Source organism: Paenirhodobacter sp. YD-8 (assembly GCF_056590935.1).
Genome location: NZ_CM152649.1, coordinates 425,600 through 442,515, shown reverse-complemented (window position 1 = coordinate 442,515; position 16,916 = coordinate 425,600). Strand labels below are relative to the sequence as shown.

Here is a 16,916-nt window from a genome sequence, read left to right as displayed (position 1 = left end):
CTCAGCCGCGCGGGGGCTTGTCGCCGGTGCCAAGGCTGCGCCCGCTGCGGATCGCCCCGGCGCCGAATTTTGCGCGAATCGCGTCGACCGCCCGTTCCGCCTCTGCCCGGCGGCCGGCGCCCGGGTCGAGCAGGTCGCCCACCGGGTCGCGCCCGTCGGCGGGCGCAAGATCGGCATAGCCCGCGCCGATCAGCCGGAACGGCCCCTCCTCGGGCAGCGCCTCGAGCAGCGCGAGCGTCGCGCGAAACAGCGTGTCGGCAAGCTGGCTCGGCTCGTCGAGCCGCTGCTGCCGGCTCAGCGCCGAGAAATCCGCCCGCCGCAGCTTCAGCACCGCGGTGCGCCCGCTCAGCCCCTTCGCCTTCATCCGCGCCGCGGTCTTTTCGCACATCACCCAGAGCCAGGCCTCGAGCCGGGCGCGATCGGCGATGTCGGTGTCGAAGGTGGTCTCGTTCGATACCGATTTCACCGGCGCATCGGGGGTGACGCGGCGCGGGTCCTCGCCCATCGCCAGCGCATGAAGCCGCGCGCCCGAGGCGCCGAATCGCGCCACCATCGCGGCGTGTCCCGCCCGGCGGATGTCGGCGAGCGTGCGCAGCCCCGCCCGCCCCAGCGCCGCGCGCGTCGCCGCCCCCACGCCCCAGAGCATCGACACCGGCTGATCGCGCAGGAACTCCGCCGTCTCGGCCCGGCCGATCACCGAGAAGCCGCGCGGCTTGTCGAGATCGGAGGCGACCTTGGCCAGGAACTTGGTGTGTGACAGCCCGACCGAGGCAGTGACGCCGATCTCGGTCTCGATCTCGCGCGCGAGCCGCGCCATCAGCAGCGCCGGCGGCGCATGGTGCAGCCGCGCCGTGCCGCCGAGATCGAGGAAGGCCTCGTCGAGCGAGAGCGGTTCGATCAGCGGGGTCAGCGCCGCCATCTTCGCGCGGATCTGCGCCGAGACGGCGGCGTAATGCTCCATCCGCGGCCGGATCACCACCGCGTCGGGGCAGAGCTTCAGCGCCTGGAACATCGGCATCGCCGAGCGCACGCCCGAAACCCGCGCGACATAGCAGCAGGTGGAGACGACGCCGCGGGTGCCGCCGCCGACGATCACCGGGCGCGAAGCGAGCGTCGGGTCGTCGCGCTTCTCGACCGAGGCATAGAAGCTGTCGCAATCGAGATGCGCGATGGTCAGATCGAAAAGCTCGGGGTGGGAGAGCACGCGCGGGCGCCCGCAACGCGGGCAGCGTGCGGGGGCGTCGTCGAAGGTGGCAAGGCAGTCGCGGCACAGGGCGGGCATGATCGCCATCCTAGCGCGCCCGGGCGGGCATGAAAAAGGGGGCGGGTTGCCCCGCCCCCTTCCTGTCCTGTGGCAGCGCTTACTGCAGCGGCGCGTCGGCCGGGCGCGTGCGCGCCGAGGCCGAGACCCGGCCCCCGACCACCAGCCCGTCGGGGCCTGCGGTCACCTGCACCGTGCTGCCATCCTTCACCTCGCCGCCCAGCAGCAGCTCGGCCAGCGGGTCCTGCAGGCTGCGCTGGATCACCCGCTTCAGCGGACGCGCACCATAGACCGGGTCATAGCCTTCGTCGGCCAGCCACTTGCGCGCCTCGGCGTCGAGATCGAGCGTGATCTTGCGCGCCGCCAGCCGCTTCTCGAGCCGCTTGAGCTGGATCGAGACGATGCCGTCCATGTTCGCCCGGGTGAGCCGGTCGAAGATGACGATCTCGTCCAGACGGTTCAGGAACTCGGGGCGGAAATGCGCCCGCACCGCGCCCATCACCTCGTCCCGCGCCTCGGACGAATCGCTGCCCTCGGGCAGCATGCTCAGCGCCTGGCTGCCGAGGTTCGAGGTCAGCACGATCAGCGTCTGCTTGAAGTCGACCGTGCGGCCCTGACCATCGGTCAGCTGGCCATCGTCAAGCACCTGCAGCAGAACGTTGAACACGTCCGGATGCGCCTTCTCGACCTCGTCGAACAGCACGACCTGATAGGGCCGGCGCCGCACCGCCTCGGTCAGAACGCCGCCCTCGTCATAGCCGACATAGCCGGGCGGGGCGCCGATCAGCCGCGCCACGGAGTGTTTCTCCATGAACTCGGACATGTCGATGCGCACCATCGCGGTGTCGTCGTCGAAGAGATATTCGGCGACCGCCTTGGTCAGCTCGGTCTTGCCGACGCCGGTCGGGCCGAGGAAGAGGAACGAGCCGAGCGGCCGGTTCTCGTCGTTCAGCCCGGCACGCGCACGGCGCACCGCATTGGCGACGGCGGTGATCGCCGCATCCTGACCGATGACCCGGCCGTGCAGCTCTTCCTCCATCTTCAACAGCTTCTCGCGCTCGCCTTCCAGCATCTTCGTGGTCGGAATGCCGGTCCAGCGCTCGACCACCTCGGCGATCTGCTCGGGACGGACGGCCTCGGAAACCATCTGGCCGTCTTCCTTCTCCTCGGCCTCGCCCAGCTTGCGCTCGAGTTCCGGGATCTTGCCATATTGCAGCTCGCCCGCCTTGCCGAAGTTGCCTTCGCGCTTGGCCTGGTCAAGTTCGGCGCGCGCCCGGTCGAGCTGTTCCTTCAGATCGCGCGAGGCCTCGAGCTTGTCGCGCTCGGCCTGCCATTTCGCGGTCATCGAGGCGGCCCGGTCCATGAGCTCGGCGAGCTCCTTCTCGAGCGTGACGAGACGGTCCTTCGAAGCCGCGTCATCCTCCTTCTTCAGCGCCTCGGCCTCGATCTGCATCTGCAGGATCTGCCGGTCGAGCGCATCGAGCTCCTCGGGCTTGCTGTCGACTTCCATGCGCAGACGCGACGCCGCCTCGTCGACAAGGTCGATCGCCTTGTCGGGCAGGAAGCGGTCGGTGATGTAGCGATGCGAGAGTGTCGCCGCCGCCACCAGCGCCGAGTCGGAGATCTTCACGCCGTGGTGGAGTTCGTATTTCTCCTTGATGCCGCGCAGGATCGAGATCGTGTCCTCGACCGTCGGTTCCTCGACCATCACCGGCTGGAACCGGCGGGCAAGGGCCGCGTCCTTCTCGACATACTTGCGGTATTCATCCAGCGTGGTCGCGCCGACGCAGTGGAGTTCCCCGCGCGCGAGCGCCGGCTTGATCAGGTTCGCCGCATCCATCGCGCCTTCGGACTTGCCCGCGCCCACAAGGGTGTGGATCTCGTCGATGAACAGGATGACCTCGCCCGCCGCGGCCTCGATCTCCTTCAGGATGCTCTTCAGCCGTTCCTCGAACTCGCCGCGGTATTTCGCCCCGGCGATCAGCGCGCCCATGTCGAGCGCAAGCAGCTTCTTGTTGCGCAAGCTCTCCGGCACGTCGCCATTGACGATGCGCAGCGCGAGGCCTTCCGCGATCGCGGTCTTGCCCACGCCCGGCTCGCCGATCAGGATCGGGTTGTTCTTGGTGCGGCGCGACAGCACCTGCATGGCGCGGCGGATCTCCTCGTCGCGGCCGATGATCGGATCGATCTTGCCCTCTTCGGCGGCCTCGGTCAGGTCGCGGGCGTATTTCTTCAGCGCGTCATAGCCTTCCTCGGCCGAGGCCGAATCGGCGGTGCGGCCCTTGCGCAGATCATTGATCGCGGAATTCAGCTTTTGCGCGGTCACCGCGCCCTGATCGAGACAGTCCTTGGCGCGGGTGTTGACCACCGCGAGCGCCATCAGGATGCGTTCGACCGGAACGAAGCTGTCACCCGCCTTCTGCGCGATCTTCTCGGCCTCGTCGAGCACGCGCACCAGCGACTGTTCGACATAGACCTGACCGTCACCGCCCGACACTTTCGGCAGTTTCGACACGGCCAGATCGACCGCCTCCTGCACGCGCTGCGGCTCGCCGCCGGAACGCCGGATCAGGTTCGACGACAGCCCCTGATCGTCATCCATCAATGCCTTCAGCAGATGCTCGGGCACCACCCGCTGATGCCCCTCGCGCATCGCGATGGTCTGGGCGGCCTGAATGAAGCCCCGCGACCGCTCGGTGAACTTTTCCATGTTCATCGGGTATCTCCTTTTCTGAAGCCCCCGGGAAATCGAACGCCCATGACGGCACGCTCTGGTCCGGGTCTTGAGAGGGAGGTGGAGGCGGATCGGGGGCGCTTCAAGGGGGGTGCGACAGGCTGTGCCGAAAAAATCCGCATCCCGCAAAGCGCGGGAACGAAAGGCAAACCGGGCGGGGCCGGCGCGGCCGGCACCCTGCTTTTCCTTGACCGATGCGGGCTTCGGGCGCAAAAGGCCGGCGTTTGCCTGCCATTCCCCAGCCATGCCCGGAGCCATGCCATGACCGATCTGCTGCCCGCCGACGACCGCCTGATCGTCGCCCTCGACCTGCCCACCGCGCTCGACGGGCTTTCGCTTGCGAAGACGCTCGGCGACAGCGTCTCGTTCTACAAGATCGGCCTTGGCATGCTGACCGGCGGCGGGCTCGCGCTGGCGAACGAGCTGAAGCAGGAACAGGGCAAGAAGATCTTCCTCGACATGAAGCTCTTCGACATCGGCGCCACGGTCGAGGCGGCGGTGCGCGGCATCGCGCGCTATGACCTCGACTTCCTCACCGTGCACGGCGACCCCTATGTGGTGAAGGCGGCGAAGCAGGGCGCGGCGGGCTCGGCCACGAAGATCCTCGCGGTGACGATCCTGACCTCGCTCGACCGCGCCGACCTCGACGGGGCGCTGATCAAGGCGGGCGAGATCGAGGCGCTGGTCACCGAACGCGCCGCGCGCGCCTTCGAGGCCGGGGCGGATGGCGTCATCGCCTCGCCGCGCGAGGCGGCGGCGATCCGCGCGCTGCCGGGGGCGGCCGGCAAGCTGATCGTCACCCCGGGCGTGCGCCCGGCGGGTGCCGCACTTGGCGATCAGAAGCGGGTCGAGACGCCCGCCTCGGCGCTGGCGGCGGGCGCCGATCACCTCGTCGTCGGCCGTCCGATCTGGCAGGCCGCAGACCCGCGCGCCGCGGCGCAGGCGATCCTGGCCGAGATCCGCGGCTGAGGCATGAAAAAACGGCGGCCGATGGCCGCCGTTTCCGTTCCGGGCCGGGTCGGCCGGATCAGGGCTGATGCGTGACCGCCAGCGTGGTGGTCGAGCTGGCATCGCCGTTCATCGGATGCGTCACCAGAATCCAGACCACGACGCCCACCAGGGCAATCGTCACCATCTTGAGGAAATACTTGAGGCCTTTCGCCTCTTCGGGAAAATCGTCGTACATCGCGCCTCTCCATCTCGGGATGCGAGTCCACTAGGGCCCCGGGGCCCGAAAATCCAGCCCCGGCTGGCGCGCGGCGGTCATTTCTCGTTGATGTCGTGGTGCCAGATCCTCACCTGACCGCGGCGCACGCCCATCACCCGGCGCAGCAGCCCCCAGGCGATCGCCGCCACCACCGCCATCACCAGCAGCATCGGCGGCAGCGTGACCAGAAGGCCGATCCAGATCAGCACGCCGACGCAGACCGCCCCGATCGCGAAGCCGAGCAGGATGAACCCCGGCAGCAGCATCTCGAGCAGCGCCAGCACCACGCCGCCGGCGATCCAGACCCAGGCAAGTTCCCACAGCATCACGACCGCCCCTTCAACAGCCCGAAGGCATTCGCGAAGGCATCGAGCGCCGCAGCCGGCAGCAGCACGACCTGCTTGCCCTCGCCCTTGCCGACGATGCTCAGCGCCTCGACCTGTTTCAGTGCCACCTGGAACTGCGCCGCCTCGAGCCCGTTCTTCGCGATCGCCTCGGCGATCACCGAGGTCGCGAAGGCCTCGGCCTCGGCGGTGAGGCGGCGCGCCTTCGCCTGCTGCTCGGCGGCGTAAAGCTCGGCATCGGCCGCCAGTTCCACCGCACGCTTGCGCCCCTCGGCCTCGGTCACCTGGGCGCGCCGCGCCCGCTCGGCATTCAGCTGCTGCAGCATCGCCGCCCGCGTCGCCTCGTCGAGGTTCACATCGAGAATCTCGGCCCGGGTGACCTCGATCCCCCAGTCGTCGACGACATTCGCCAGATTCTCCTGAATCGTGTGGATCAGCCCGGCGCGATTCGACTGCACGGTATCGAGTTCCATCTTGCCGATCTCGGCGCGCACGATGCCCGCGACGGTGGTCGAGATCGCGGCGTCGATGTCGCGGATGCGGTAGACGGTCTTTTCCGGCTCGGTCACCCGGTAGAAGACCGAGGTCTCGACCTGCACCAGCACGTTGTCGGCGGTGATCGCATCCTGCCGGGTGGTGGGCAGCTGACGCTCCAGCACCGAGACCTTGTGCGCCACGCGGTCAAGGAAGGGCACGATGAAGTTGATGCCCGGCCCGAGCACCGCGCGCAGCCGGCCGAAGCGCTCGACCACGTATTTCTCGGACTGCGGCACGATCCGCACGCCCTGATAGACCGCGACGATGACGAAGGCGGCGAGAGCCAGGAACACGGCATTGCCGCCGAGGAAATCTTGCAAGGTCATGGGGCCTCCCGGGGGTCAGGCGCGGCGGCTCGGCGCGGCGCGGTGGGTCTCATTTCTGCGGCAGAAGCTTCACGCCGACCAGCGCCGCGACGGCCAGCACCGCCCAGCCACCGGGCCGGCGCAACAGCCAGATCGCGACAGCGAGCGACCACAGCGTCAACCGCGTCGTCGCCATGCCGGCCAGTCCGAAAAGCGGCCCCCACATCAGCGCCGCCCGTACTGGCGCCACAGCCAGATCAGCACGAAAGCGCCCAGAAGCGCCCCGACGAAGCCGCCAAGCGCGCCGGTCAGTGCCACCAGGAAGCGCAGCACCAGCCCGCCGATCAGCGCGCCGATCACGCCGATGGCGACGGTGGTCGGAATGTCGGTTTCCATCTTCATCGCCCGCGTGGCGATGAAGCCCGCCGCCGCGCCGATGATGATGAGGGCGATGACCTGCATGGGGTTCTCCGGTTTTAGCCTCAATATGGGCCCCGGGGGCGGCCCGCAAAAGGGGGAAAACGGCACGCCGCGCGGCGCTGATGCGCGAATGCGTCACCCCCTGCCGCGTCCTCTCCGGGCCGAAGATACGCTTTGGTAAGCATTTCCGGCTAGTCTGCAGCCGTGATCGGTAGTCGGAGACGCAGTGATGAACCTTTATGCGGAAGCCCTCGGCGGGGCGCTGGTGGTGCACCTGCAGGAAGAACGCCTCGATGCGGCGATCGCCATCCGCTTCAAGGACCGGATGCGGGAGGTGGCGCTGCAGCCCTCCTCGCGCGTCGTGCTCGACCTGTCCGACGTGACCTTCCTCGACAGTTCCGGCCTTGGCGCGATCGTCGCGGTGATGAAATCGCTCGCCCCCGCCCGGCAGCTCGAACTGGCCGGACTGACACCCACGGTCGAGAAGGTGTTCCGACTGACCCGGATGGACACGGTGTTCCGGATTCATCCGGACGTTGCCGCCGCCACATCCGAGAGGTTGCGCGATGCAGGTTGAGAGGAGCTCTCACCCTGCTCCCCGGCCGGACCCCTCAGCGCCGGACCGGGAGGGGTTCCGGCACAGTTTCTGCGCCGATCCGCTGTCCGTTCGGGCCGCGCTGCGCACCACCCTTGCCCGCTTCATCCGCCAGATGACCGAGGAGGAGGCCGGCACGCTCGAGATCGTTCTGGCCGAGGTGTTCAACAACATCGTCAAGCACGGCTATGGCGACAGCGGCAAGGGCACGATCACCATCGCCCTCTCGCGCGATCCGCGCGGGCTGAGCTGCCTGGTCAGCGACGAGGGGATCGCGCTGCCCGACCGCTGCCTGTCCGGCATCGGCGACCATCCGCGCCCGGTGCCGGACACCCTGCCCGAAGGCGGATTCGGCTGGTTCCTGATTCGGGATCTGGTCGAGGATTTGCAGTATTCTCGCCACGACGGCCGCAACGAGCTGGTCTTTCACCTGCCGCTCGCGCCGCTTGCCCTGGCACCGTGAGGCGGGTCAGTTCAGCTGGAACTGCAGCGGATAGCGCCCGTCGGTGAACGCCCCGAACAGATCGTCGAGATCGGGATGCTCGACCGGCTCGCCGGTCGTATCGGCCACCAGGTTCTGCTCGGAAACATAGGCGACGTAATAATTTTCGTCATTCTCCGCCAGCAGGTGATAGAAGGGCTGATCCTTCTTCGGCCGGCTGCTTTCGGGGATCGCCAGATACCATTCCTCGGTATTCGAGAAGATCGCGTCGACGTCAAAGACCACGCCCCGGAACGACTTGTTCCGGTGCCGGACGATCTGGCCAATGGCGTATTTCGCGCTTGTGGTCTGCATGTCGGCCCCCAATGAAAAGGTAAGTAATCCCTTACCTGCCCCGCTGTCCACCGCGCAGCGGCGATATCGGGGGAAACAGATTGTGGTCCGCTGCCCAACAGTTGCCGCAATCGGGCGGCAGGATCATGGCTTTGTCATTTCCCCCAAAGGGGATTTCCTGTAAAAATGCCCAAAAACAAGACCGATCTGGCAGAGCAGTGATGAACAAGTACCTCAAGCTGGCCGTCTTGCTGATGGTCGCCTCCTGTGGGGGTGGCAGCTCGCAGGCGCCGCGCAATCTCGACAACGCCTGCCTTCTGGCACGCGAAAAGCCACAGTATTTCTCGGCGATGAAGCGCACCGAGGCCCGTTGGGGCGTGCCCGTGCATGTCCAGATGGCGACGATTCATCAGGAATCGAAGTTCGTCGGCAACGCCAAGACCCCCTATCGCTTTGCCCTTGGGGTGATTCCGCTCGGCCGCACCAGCTCGGCCTATGGCTACAGCCAGGCGCTCGATTCCACCTGGGACGATTACCGCGAGGCCACGCGCCGCTTCAGCGCCAAGCGCAACCGGATCCAGGACGCGACCGATTTCATGGGCTGGTACATGGACGGCACGGCGAAGAAGCTGGGCGTGTCGAAATACGACGCGCGCAACCAGTATCTGGCCTATCACGAGGGCCGGTCTGGCTTTGCCAACGGCAGCCACAACTCGAAGGGCTGGCTGCTCTCGGTTGCCGACAAGGTGCAGGCCCGCGCCAACATGTATCAGTCGCAGCTGCGCGCCTGCGGCAAGTGATCACTTCTTGCGGGCGTCGAGCTCGGCCGACAGGCTGAACAGCCGTGCGCCGAGGTCGACGCCGGTCTTCAGATCGCTCAGCACCACGGCGGTCTTCGCGCCGCTGTCATCGGTGATGATCCACTGCTTCAGCGCCACGGGCGCATTGGTGAACACCAGCCGGATCGTGCCGTATTCCGGGTGATCGGGGTCCTGCGCGACGATCGTGGTGGTGCTGGCATCGCTTTCGCGCCCGACCACCATCTTCGCCCGGCCAAGGTCCACCGTCGGCGCCAGGATCAGGTTCAGCGGCGTGCGGGCGAGCGGATATTGCTCGGCCGGCTGGTTCGACTTCGGATCGAAGATCGCCACCTGCCCGCCCGAGGCCATCACCAGCGTCTTGTCGGTGGTGTATTCGAACCGCACCCGCCCCGGCCGCTTGATGTAGAGCACCCCTTTCGAGGTGGAGCCGTCCGCGTTCACCTGCAGGAAATCCGCCTGCGCCGTCTGCAACCCGTTCAGATAGGTCGAGATCTGGTCGAGCGACAGCGCCCCGGCCATGGCCGGAACCGCAAGAACCAGGGCGAAGACGGGCGCGAGAGCGAAGCGAAGCAGGGTCATGGCGGAAATCTAATCCAAGTGCGGCAAAGAAAAAGCCCCGCCCGATCACTTCGGGCGGGGCGTCGCATCACGTTCGTGCCAGATCACTGCTCGGGCACGAGGATCTCGCGCTTGCCGACGTGGTTCGCCGGGCTGACCACGCCCTGCTCCTCCATCTGCTCGACCAGCCGCGCGGCCTTGTTGTAGCCGATGCCCAGCTTGCGCTGGATATAGGAGGTCGAGCACTTGCGGTCCTTGATGACGATCGCGACCGCGGTGTCGTAGAGCGCGTTCTCGGCGTCGTCGCCCGAGCCGAGGCCCAAGACCGCGTCGATATCGCTCGCCACTTCCTCGTCCGGCCCCTCGAGCACGCCCGACATGTATTGCGGCGGGCCGAAGCTCTTCAGGTGGTTGACGATCTCCTCGACCTCCTCGTCGGAGACGAAGGGCCCGTGGATGCGGGTGATGCGCGAGCCGGCGCCCATGTAGAGCATGTCGCCCATGCCCAGCAGCTGTTCCGCCCCCTGCTCGCCCAGGATCGTGCGGCTGTCGATCTTCGAGGTCACCTGGAACGAGATCCGGGTCGGGAAGTTCGCCTTGATCGTGCCGGTGATGACATCGACCGACGGGCGCTGCGTCGCCATGATCAGGTGAATGCCCGAGGCACGCGCCATCTGCGCCAGACGCTGGATGCAGGCCTCGATCTCCTTGCCCGCCACCATCATCAGGTCGGCCATCTCGTCGACGATGACGACGATATAGGGGAAGGGCTGCGGCTGGAATTCCTCGGTCTCGAAGACGGGCTCGCCGGTCTCCTCGTCAAAGCCGGTCTGGACGGTGCGCTTGAACAGCTCGCCCTTGTCCATCGCCTCGCGGACGCGGCCGTTGTAGCCCTCGATGTTGCGCACGCCCATCTTCGACATCCGGCGATAGCGCTCTTCCATCTCGCCGACGACCCATTTCAGCGCGACGACCGCCTTCTTCGGATCGGTGACGACGGGCGACAGCAGATGCGGGATGCCATCGTAGACGCTGAGTTCCAGCATCTTCGGGTCGATCATGATGAGCCGGCATTCCTCGGGCGAGAGCTTGTAGAGGAGCGACAGGATCATCGTGTTGATCGCCACCGACTTGCCCGAGCCGGTGGTGCCGGCGATCAGCAGGTGGGGCATCTTCGCGAGGTTGGCGATCACCGGCTCGCCACCGATGTCCTTGCCAAGCGCCAGCGGCAGCCGCAGGTTGCTGTCACCGAAATCGCGCGCGGCGAGGATCTCGCGCAGCACGACCTTCTCGCGGTGCACGTTCGGCAGTTCGATGCCGATCACCGAACGGCCCGGCACGGTCGAGACACGCGCCGACAGCGCCGACATCGAACGCGCGATGTCGTCGGCCAGACCGATGACGCGCGAGGCCTTCAGACCCGGCGCGGGTTCGAGTTCATACATCGTGACCACGGGGCCGGGACGGACCGAGACGATCTCGCCCTTCACGCCGTAATCGTCGAGCACGTTTTCCAGCATCCGCGCGTTCTCTTCCAGCGCGTCGTCCGACAGGCTGTGGCGCTGGATCGTGGTCGGATTGGTCAGCAGGTTCAGCGGCGGCGGCTCGTAGGCCGGATGCGCCGGCGGCTCGAAGCGCAGCTTCGGCTGGGCCTCGGCGATCGCCTGCTTCGAGGGCGCCTGCGCCTTGCGCGGCGGCGCCACCACGCGGCGCTCGGGCGCGGGCGGGATCACCTGACGGTTCAGCATGATCCGCGGCGCCGAGGCCGGAACCTGCGGGATCTCCTCGTCGAGATCGGCAAAGGCGTTGCGGTCGAAATCGGTCTCGGACCAGTCGTCGGCCGGCAGCGGCTCGGGGGCCGACAGCGGCGCGTCCCAACCGCCCATGGCCGGGTCGACCGCCTCGCGCGGCACGGCGCGCGCGACATAGGCGGGGGCCGCATCGTGATAGGCCGGGGCCTGCAGCGGCCCCTCGTCGACGGCGGTTTCCCATACCGGCGGCAGCTCGGGCGCCACGGCCTGCGGGGCGACCGGTGCGGCGGCGCGCAGAACGGGTTCGTTCAGATGCGGCACCGGCGCGGCGACCGAGCCCGGCAGATAGCGGGGGCGGGCCTGCAGCGGCGGTTCCGAGCGCCGGACAGGCGCCGCGGGGGCCGGGGCGGCCGGGCGGGCACCGCGGGCCAGCCGCGCGGCAACCGCCGCCAGAACCGAGGCGGGCGTCGCGGGCGCGGGCGCCGGCTGCGGCGCGTGATAGACGGGCGCGGGCTCGACATGGCGCGGCGTCGCGCGCAGCTCGGGCGTCGGCGCCTGCATCGGCGCGGGCTCGATCTCCCATTCCTCGGGCTCGGCATGGACCATCGGCGCCACGGCGCGGGTCTTCACCGCCTGCGCGATGCGGGCGCGAATCCGGTCCTCGGACGGGGCTTCCGCCGCCGGAACCTGCCAGCCGCGCTCGACCAGTTCGGATTCGGGCTCGAACAGCATGTCATCGGGCGCATACTCGGGCTCGGGCGCGCGGCGGATGCGCGACAGCAGCGAGGATTTCTGCCCGCCCGTGCTCATCGCCGGCTGCGCGGCCGCGGGCTCATAGCCCTGGCTCTGGTCCCAGGCGGCCTGCTGCGCCTCCCAGGCGGCCAGATCGGCGGCACGTTCGGCCGCTTCGGCCCGGCGCTGGCGCGCCCGTTCGGCGGCCTGCTGCGCCGCGCCCTGCGCCATCCGCACCGAGGCGGCGGCGCCACGGCCAAAGGCGGTCAGCGCCGCGTCATAGGCGGCCACCGAGCCGAGCAGCAGGAAGCGGGTGATGGTCTGGATCTCGACCCGGTCGAAGCCCAGCACGAAAGCGCTCATCGCGATCGTCGCGAGTGCCAGCACCAGCGACATCAGCTTGAGCCCGATCGAGCCCGAGACCGGCGACATGCCCAGAAGCGAGCCGGCGATCATGTCGCCGAAATGGCCGCCCAGACCGAAGGCCTGGCCCCAGTCGGCGCTCGGCACCAGCAGCGCGGCATAGACCGAGGCCAGCGCCACGCCGATCGGCAGGAACACGGCACGGGTGCCCAGCCGTTCCTCGCCGCGGTGCAGGATGTGGCGCACGCCCCAGGCGATCAGCCCGAGCGGCAGCAGCCAGGCACCGCGCCCGACGATGACGTAAAGCGGCGAGGCGATCCCCGCCCCGATCCGGCCGAGCCAGTTCTGCACCGGCGCATCCGAGACCGCCATCCAGCTCGGATCGTCGGGCGAATAGCTCGCCAGCAGCATCCCCACCAGAACGCCCGCAAAGACCAGAACCCCGCCCAGCAATTCCTTGCCGCGCCGTTCAAGCGCTGCCTGGGTGTTCTGGTCCAGAAGCGGGTCGCGTTGCCGTGCCTGATAGGATGCCATGCTCTACCGTCCTCACGTATACAGGCAGTCGCGGAGCCGGATCAGCCCGCGCTGCGTTTCTTCTCTTGGGGCGACCAGGGCCACCCGGATATATCCCTTGCCGGGGTTTTCCCCGTTCACCTCACGCGCGAGATAGGCGCCGGGCAGCACCCGCACCCCGGTCTCACGCCACAGCTTCAGCGCCGCTTCCTCGCCGTCGGGCACCGGCAGCCAGAGGAAGAAGCCGCCGTCGGGCAGGCGGAAGCTGTTGACGCCGGCGAAGATCTCGGCGGCATCGGCGTATTTCTCGGCATAGAGCGCGCGGTTTTCCACCACATGCGCCTCGTCCGCCCAGACCCGTTCGGACACCCGCTGGATCGGCAGCGGCAGCGGCGCCCCGGCATAGGCGCGCAACCGGCGGATATGGCGGATGTTCTCGACGCCGCTCGCGACGAAGCCCGAACGCAGGCCCGGCAGGTTCGAGCGTTTCGACAGCGAATGGAACACCGCCACCCGCTCGGGGTCGATGCCCTCGGCCGCGGCGACCTCGAGCGCGCCGGGCGGCGGCGCCTCGCGCCACAGCTCGGAATAGCATTCATCGGCGAAGACGCGGAAATCGTGCTTCTCGGCCAGATGCAGCAGCTGCGCGAGATAGTCGCGCGGGGCCACAGCGCCCTGCGGGTTCGCGGGCGAGCACAGATAGGCGATCGTGGCGCGGTCGAGCACCTCGGCCGGCAGGCTTGCGTAATCGGGCAGAAAGCCGGTTTCCTCGGTCGCGGGCACGAAGACCGGCTCGGCGCCGACCTCGACCGCGGCCACGGCATAGACCTGATAGAACGGGTTCGGGATCAGCACGACGGGTTTCTTGCCGCGCTTCGTCTCGGGGCTCAGCGCGACGGCGGCGTTGAACAGCCCCTCGCGCGTGCCGTTGAGCGCCATGATCCGGTTTTCCGCGACCTCGACGTGAAAGCGCCGCTTCAGCCAGGCGGAGATCGCCGCCAGCAGTTCGGGCGTGCCGTCGTTCGCCGGGTATTTGCCAAATTCCGCAAGGCTTTGCGCCAGAACCTCACCGACGAAGGCGGGCATCGGATGGCGCGGTTCCCCGATGGTGAACGCCACCGCTTCGCCGCCCGGAGCGTGCGAATCGAGAAGCGCCCGCAAACGCGGGAATGCGTATTCGGGCAGGTTCGCAAACCGCTCGGGATAATCCATCTGTGCCTCGTTCATCGGGGTCGTGTCGCCCCGTATGTCGGCAGGTTACCGAAGCCGGGCGCCCGCGTCCAGAAAAAGCACGCCCGCGCCATGGCTTGCCGGGCGTGCCTGTGGCTTTTCAGTGCAGCGCCGCCTCGGCCGCGATCCCCAGTCGCAACAGGCGTTCCTCGGCCATCGGCGCGGCCATGAGCGAAATTCCGCACATCGGTTCGCCGGTCGGCAAGGTCAGGGCGCACAGCCCGAAGATGTTGCCGATCCGGGTGTTGCGCAGGGCGAGCAGATTCTCGGCGGCGAAATAGGCGGGATCGGTCTGCAGCCGGGCGGCGTCGGGCGGCAGGATCGGCGCCGTCGGCACCAGAACCGCGTCATAGCCCGCCGTCGCCGCCAGCCAGCGCGCGCGATAGTCGTCCAGCGCCGCCCAGCCCGCGACGTAATCGGCGGCGGACGCCCCTGCCCCGCCGCGGAAACGCTCGAGGATCGGCGGATACATCTTCTCGGGCGCCGCCTCGATCTCGGCCTGCCACAGCCCATAGGCCTCGGGCGCAAACAGAAGCCCCGACAGCGCCATCGCCGGCGCCACCATCGGCAGCGCGCGCCGCTCGATCACCGCGCCCGCACGGCCCAGCCGCTCGACCGCCGCCTCGAAGCCGCGCAGCGGCTCGGTCCGCGCACCCTCGAGCGGCAGGCCCTCGAGCACCAGAAGCCGCGCGCCCGCAAGTGTCGCGCCGCGCAGATCGGGCGCCGGCTGACCCTCAAGCGCCGCCAGAACCAGCGCACAATCCTCGACGCTGCGGGCGAGCGGCCCGACCGTGTCGAAACGCCGGCACAGCGGCACCACGCCCCGCGTCGACACCCGGCCATGCGTGGTCTTCAGCCCGACGATGTCGTTCCAGGCGGCCGGGATCCGCACCGAGCCGCCGGTGTCCGAGCCCACCGCCGCCGCGGCCAGCCCCAGCTTCACCGAGACCGCAGCGCCCGAGCTCGACCCGCCCGGGGCGAGATGCGGGGTCACGGCATTCGGCGGCGTCGCGGTCATCGGGTTGATGCCAAGGCCGGAGAACGCCAGTTCCGTCATATGAGTCTTGCCAAGGCAGACCGTGCCCGCCAGCGTCGCCTGCGCCAGCACCTCGGCGTCCGCCTCGGGCACCCGGCCCTCGAGCAGGCGCGAGCCCGCCTCGGTCTCAGTGCCAGCGCTGTCGAACAGGTCCTTCCAGCTCAGCGCCACACCGTCGAGCGGCCCGCGCCCGAGGCCAAGCCGCAGCCGCGCCCGCGCCGCCATCGCCTCGCCCCGCGCCCGTTCCGGGGTGAGGCGGGCATAGACGTCGGGCACCGCCGCCGCGGCCTCGAGATAGGCCTCGGCCATCTCCACCGGATCAAGCCGGCCCCTGGCCATCGCCCGCCCCAGCTCCGCCGCCGACCAGAACCGTTCGTCCATCGCGCCCTCCGCTCGTTTGCGCCACGCTAGCCATTGCCCGCCCGCCGGACAATCCCACCCGGACAATCCCGCGCATGGACAATCGCGCGCGCCGCGCCATACTCCGCGCCATGACACATGATTCAGACATCCTCATCGCCGGCGGCGGGCTGAACGGCCCCGCGCTTGCCCTCGCCCTCGCGCAATCGGGGCTGACCGTCACCGTCGTCGACGCCGCCCCCGCGCGGGCGCGGGCCGAGGATGACTTCGACGGCCGCGCCTATGCCCTGGCGCTTGCCTCGCAAAAGCTGCTTTCCGCAATCGGGCTCTGGCCGATGCTGGCGACGAACGCCCAGCCGATGCTCGAGGTGAAGGCCTCGGACGGGCGGCCGGGCGAAGGCGCCGCGCCGTTCTTCCTGCATTTCGACAGCCGCGAGCTTGACCAGACGCCGGTCGGCTACATGCTCGAGGACCGCTTCCTCTACCGCGCCTTCCTGCACGCGATGGAGGTCGACCCGAAGATCACCCTGCTCACCCAGACCGCGGTCACCGCGCAGGAGGTGGTGCCGGGCGGTATCAAGGTGACGCTGTCGGATGGCAGCACGCGGCTGGTGAAGCTGCTGGTCGGCGCCGACGGCCGCCGCTCGGGCGTGGCCGAGCGCGCCGGCATCACCCGCGAGGGCTGGGGTTACGGCCAGACCGCGCTGGTTGCGGCGATCGAGCACGAACTGCCCCACCAGGGCATCGCGCAGCAGTTCTTCATGCCGAACGGGCCGCTCGCCATCCTGCCGCTGCCGGGCAACCGCTCGTCGATCGTCTGGTCCGAGACGGACGCGAATGCCAAGGTGATCTCGGCGCTGTCGGACGAGGATTTCCTCGCGATCCTGCGGCCGCGCTTCGGCGATTTCCTCGGCCAGATCCGGCTGGCCGGGCCGCGCTTCAGCTATCCGCTGAACCTGACGCTGGCGAAAAGCTATGTCGCGCCGCGGGTGGCGCTCATTGGCGATGCGGCGCATGGCGTGCACCCGATCGCCGGACAGGGGCTGAACCTCGGCCTGCGCGATGTCGCGGCCTTGGCCGAGGTGCTGGTCGAGGCGACACGCCGCGGCGAGGATCTCGGCGCCCCCGATGTGCTCGAACGCTATCAGGGCTGGCGGCGCTTCGATTCCGTCTCGCTCGCGCTTGGCATGGACACGGTGAACAAGCTCTTCTCGAACGACAACCCGATCCTGCGGGCCGGGCGCGACCTCGGGCTCGGGATCGTGCAGGCGGCGGGCCCGTTGCGGCGCGCCTTCATGCGGCAGGCGGCAGGGCTGTCGGGGCCCTTGCCGCGGCTGCTGCAGGGCCGCGCGATCTGACCGGAAAGGCCGCCCC

The 16,916-nt window shown here is 68.7% G+C and carries 17 protein-coding genes; 5 read left to right on the top strand and 12 right to left on the bottom strand.

Going from position 1 to position 16,916, the window contains the following annotated elements:
• Nucleotide 1: 1 nt before the first annotated feature.
• Both AC0QTQ_RS02180 and clpB read right to left on the bottom strand, forming a co-directional pair.
• Nucleotides 2-1,282 (bottom strand): DNA polymerase IV, encoded by a 1,281-nt coding sequence (locus AC0QTQ_RS02180; RefSeq protein ID WP_480258072.1) that lies wholly within the window; start codon nucleotides 1,280-1,282, stop codon nucleotides 2-4.
• A 79-nt stretch (nucleotides 1,283-1,361) separates the two neighbouring features.
• Nucleotides 1,362-3,977, bottom strand: coding sequence for an ATP-dependent chaperone ClpB (gene clpB / locus AC0QTQ_RS02175; RefSeq protein WP_480258071.1), 2,616 nt, complete (start codon nucleotides 3,975-3,977; stop codon nucleotides 1,362-1,364).
• A 279-nt stretch (nucleotides 3,978-4,256) separates the two neighbouring features.
• On the opposite strand from clpB, the gene pyrF reads away from it, so the two are divergent.
• The gene (gene pyrF / locus AC0QTQ_RS02170; RefSeq protein ID WP_480258070.1) at nucleotides 4,257-4,964 is read left to right on the top strand and encodes an orotidine-5'-phosphate decarboxylase; all 708 of its coding nucleotides are present in this window, start codon (nucleotides 4,257-4,259) and stop codon (nucleotides 4,962-4,964) included.
• 58 nt (nucleotides 4,965-5,022) lie between these two features.
• Here the strand turns inward: pyrF and AC0QTQ_RS02165 are convergent, their stop codons facing one another.
• The 5 genes from AC0QTQ_RS02165 to AC0QTQ_RS02145 all read right to left on the bottom strand — a co-directional run bounded on the left by AC0QTQ_RS02165 (nucleotide 5,023) and on the right by AC0QTQ_RS02145 (nucleotide 6,850).
• Complete coding sequence (locus AC0QTQ_RS02165; protein ID WP_480258069.1) at nucleotides 5,023-5,181, bottom strand: hypothetical protein; 159 nt, start codon at nucleotides 5,179-5,181, stop codon at nucleotides 5,023-5,025.
• A 77-nt stretch (nucleotides 5,182-5,258) separates the two neighbouring features.
• On the bottom strand, nucleotides 5,259-5,528 hold the full coding sequence (locus tag AC0QTQ_RS02160; protein WP_480258068.1) for an NfeD family protein: 270 nt from the start codon (nucleotides 5,526-5,528) through the stop codon (nucleotides 5,259-5,261).
• On the bottom strand, nucleotides 5,528-6,409 hold the full coding sequence (locus AC0QTQ_RS02155) for an SPFH domain-containing protein (protein ID WP_121530523.1): 882 nt from the start codon (nucleotides 6,407-6,409) through the stop codon (nucleotides 5,528-5,530). The genes AC0QTQ_RS02160 and AC0QTQ_RS02155 overlap by 1 nt, the downstream gene beginning before the upstream one ends.
• Before the next feature lie 49 nt (nucleotides 6,410-6,458).
• Nucleotides 6,459-6,614, bottom strand: a complete 156-nt coding sequence (locus AC0QTQ_RS02150; protein WP_183077431.1) for a hypothetical protein — start codon at nucleotides 6,612-6,614, stop codon at nucleotides 6,459-6,461.
• Nucleotides 6,614-6,850 carry a GlsB/YeaQ/YmgE family stress response membrane protein gene (locus AC0QTQ_RS02145; protein ID WP_480258067.1) on the bottom strand — a complete coding sequence of 79 codons (237 nt, stop codon included), beginning with the start codon at nucleotides 6,848-6,850 and terminating at the stop codon, nucleotides 6,614-6,616. Before AC0QTQ_RS02145 ends, AC0QTQ_RS02150 begins: the two co-directional genes overlap by 1 nt.
• Before the next feature lie 187 nt (nucleotides 6,851-7,037).
• Between AC0QTQ_RS02145 and AC0QTQ_RS02140 the strand changes: the two genes are divergently transcribed.
• Both AC0QTQ_RS02140 and AC0QTQ_RS02135 read left to right on the top strand, forming a co-directional pair.
• Complete coding sequence (locus AC0QTQ_RS02140) at nucleotides 7,038-7,385, top strand: STAS domain-containing protein (protein WP_121530525.1); 348 nt, start codon at nucleotides 7,038-7,040, stop codon at nucleotides 7,383-7,385.
• A 133-nt stretch (nucleotides 7,386-7,518) separates the two neighbouring features.
• Entirely contained in the window at nucleotides 7,519-7,866 is a 348-nt protein-coding gene (locus tag AC0QTQ_RS02135; RefSeq protein WP_245965169.1) for an ATP-binding protein, read from the top strand.
• A 6-nt stretch (nucleotides 7,867-7,872) separates the two neighbouring features.
• On the opposite strand, the gene hspQ is transcribed toward AC0QTQ_RS02135, so the two are convergent.
• Nucleotides 7,873-8,199, bottom strand: a complete 327-nt coding sequence (gene hspQ / locus AC0QTQ_RS02130) for a heat shock protein HspQ (protein WP_121530527.1) — start codon at nucleotides 8,197-8,199, stop codon at nucleotides 7,873-7,875.
• 200 nt (nucleotides 8,200-8,399) lie between these two features.
• Here hspQ and AC0QTQ_RS02125 point away from each other — a divergent pair, with 200 nt between their 5' ends.
• Nucleotides 8,400-8,978, top strand: coding sequence for a transglycosylase SLT domain-containing protein (locus AC0QTQ_RS02125; protein ID WP_480258066.1), 579 nt, complete (start codon nucleotides 8,400-8,402; stop codon nucleotides 8,976-8,978).
• Here AC0QTQ_RS02125 and AC0QTQ_RS02120 read toward each other — a convergent pair whose 3' ends face one another.
• The 4 genes from AC0QTQ_RS02120 to AC0QTQ_RS02105 form a co-directional block, all read right to left on the bottom strand.
• On the bottom strand, nucleotides 8,979-9,578 hold the full coding sequence (locus AC0QTQ_RS02120) for a LolA family protein (RefSeq protein WP_480258065.1): 600 nt from the start codon (nucleotides 9,576-9,578) through the stop codon (nucleotides 8,979-8,981). It abuts the gene before it with no gap.
• An 83-nt stretch (nucleotides 9,579-9,661) separates the two neighbouring features.
• Nucleotides 9,662-12,937, bottom strand: coding sequence for a DNA translocase FtsK (locus tag AC0QTQ_RS02115; protein ID WP_480258064.1), 3,276 nt, complete (start codon nucleotides 12,935-12,937; stop codon nucleotides 9,662-9,664).
• Nucleotides 12,938-12,949: 12 nt separating this feature from the next.
• Nucleotides 12,950-14,128, bottom strand: a complete 1,179-nt coding sequence (locus AC0QTQ_RS02110) for an aminotransferase class I/II-fold pyridoxal phosphate-dependent enzyme (RefSeq protein WP_480258063.1) — start codon at nucleotides 14,126-14,128, stop codon at nucleotides 12,950-12,952.
• 118 nt (nucleotides 14,129-14,246) lie between these two features.
• Nucleotides 14,247-15,563 (bottom strand): amidase, encoded by a 1,317-nt coding sequence (locus AC0QTQ_RS02105; protein WP_480258062.1) that lies wholly within the window; start codon nucleotides 15,561-15,563, stop codon nucleotides 14,247-14,249.
• Nucleotides 15,564-15,673: 110 nt separating this feature from the next.
• On the opposite strand from AC0QTQ_RS02105, the gene AC0QTQ_RS02100 reads away from it, so the two are divergent.
• The gene (locus AC0QTQ_RS02100; RefSeq protein ID WP_480258061.1) at nucleotides 15,674-16,900 is read left to right on the top strand and encodes an FAD-dependent monooxygenase; all 1,227 of its coding nucleotides are present in this window, start codon (nucleotides 15,674-15,676) and stop codon (nucleotides 16,898-16,900) included.
• The last annotated feature ends 16 nt before the right edge of the window (nucleotides 16,901-16,916 follow it).

Coding starts and splice junctions, on each gene's coding strand:
- AC0QTQ_RS02180 (WP_480258072.1), bottom strand. CDS start 1,282: ATGCCCGCCCTGTGCCGCGACTGCCTTGCCACCTTCGACGACGCCCCC.
- clpB (WP_480258071.1), bottom strand. CDS start 3,977: ATGAACATGGAAAAGTTCACCGAGCGGTCGCGGGGCTTCATTCAGGCC.
- pyrF (WP_480258070.1), top strand. CDS start 4,257: ATGACCGATCTGCTGCCCGCCGACGACCGCCTGATCGTCGCCCTCGAC.
- AC0QTQ_RS02165 (WP_480258069.1), bottom strand. CDS start 5,181: ATGTACGACGATTTTCCCGAAGAGGCGAAAGGCCTCAAGTATTTCCTC.
- AC0QTQ_RS02160 (WP_480258068.1), bottom strand. CDS start 5,528: ATGCTGTGGGAACTTGCCTGGGTCTGGATCGCCGGCGGCGTGGTGCTG.
- AC0QTQ_RS02155 (WP_121530523.1), bottom strand. CDS start 6,409: ATGACCTTGCAAGATTTCCTCGGCGGCAATGCCGTGTTCCTGGCTCTC.
- AC0QTQ_RS02150 (WP_183077431.1), bottom strand. CDS start 6,614: ATGTGGGGGCCGCTTTTCGGACTGGCCGGCATGGCGACGACGCGGTTG.
- AC0QTQ_RS02145 (WP_480258067.1), bottom strand. CDS start 6,850: ATGCAGGTCATCGCCCTCATCATCATCGGCGCGGCGGCGGGCTTCATC.
- AC0QTQ_RS02140 (WP_121530525.1), top strand. CDS start 7,038: ATGAACCTTTATGCGGAAGCCCTCGGCGGGGCGCTGGTGGTGCACCTG.
- AC0QTQ_RS02135 (WP_245965169.1), top strand. CDS start 7,519: ATGACCGAGGAGGAGGCCGGCACGCTCGAGATCGTTCTGGCCGAGGTG.
- hspQ (WP_121530527.1), bottom strand. CDS start 8,199: ATGCAGACCACAAGCGCGAAATACGCCATTGGCCAGATCGTCCGGCAC.
- AC0QTQ_RS02125 (WP_480258066.1), top strand. CDS start 8,400: ATGAACAAGTACCTCAAGCTGGCCGTCTTGCTGATGGTCGCCTCCTGT.
- AC0QTQ_RS02120 (WP_480258065.1), bottom strand. CDS start 9,578: ATGACCCTGCTTCGCTTCGCTCTCGCGCCCGTCTTCGCCCTGGTTCTT.
- AC0QTQ_RS02115 (WP_480258064.1), bottom strand. CDS start 12,937: ATGGCATCCTATCAGGCACGGCAACGCGACCCGCTTCTGGACCAGAAC.
- AC0QTQ_RS02110 (WP_480258063.1), bottom strand. CDS start 14,128: ATGGATTATCCCGAGCGGTTTGCGAACCTGCCCGAATACGCATTCCCG.
- AC0QTQ_RS02105 (WP_480258062.1), bottom strand. CDS start 15,563: ATGGACGAACGGTTCTGGTCGGCGGCGGAGCTGGGGCGGGCGATGGCC.
- AC0QTQ_RS02100 (WP_480258061.1), top strand. CDS start 15,674: ATGACACATGATTCAGACATCCTCATCGCCGGCGGCGGGCTGAACGGC.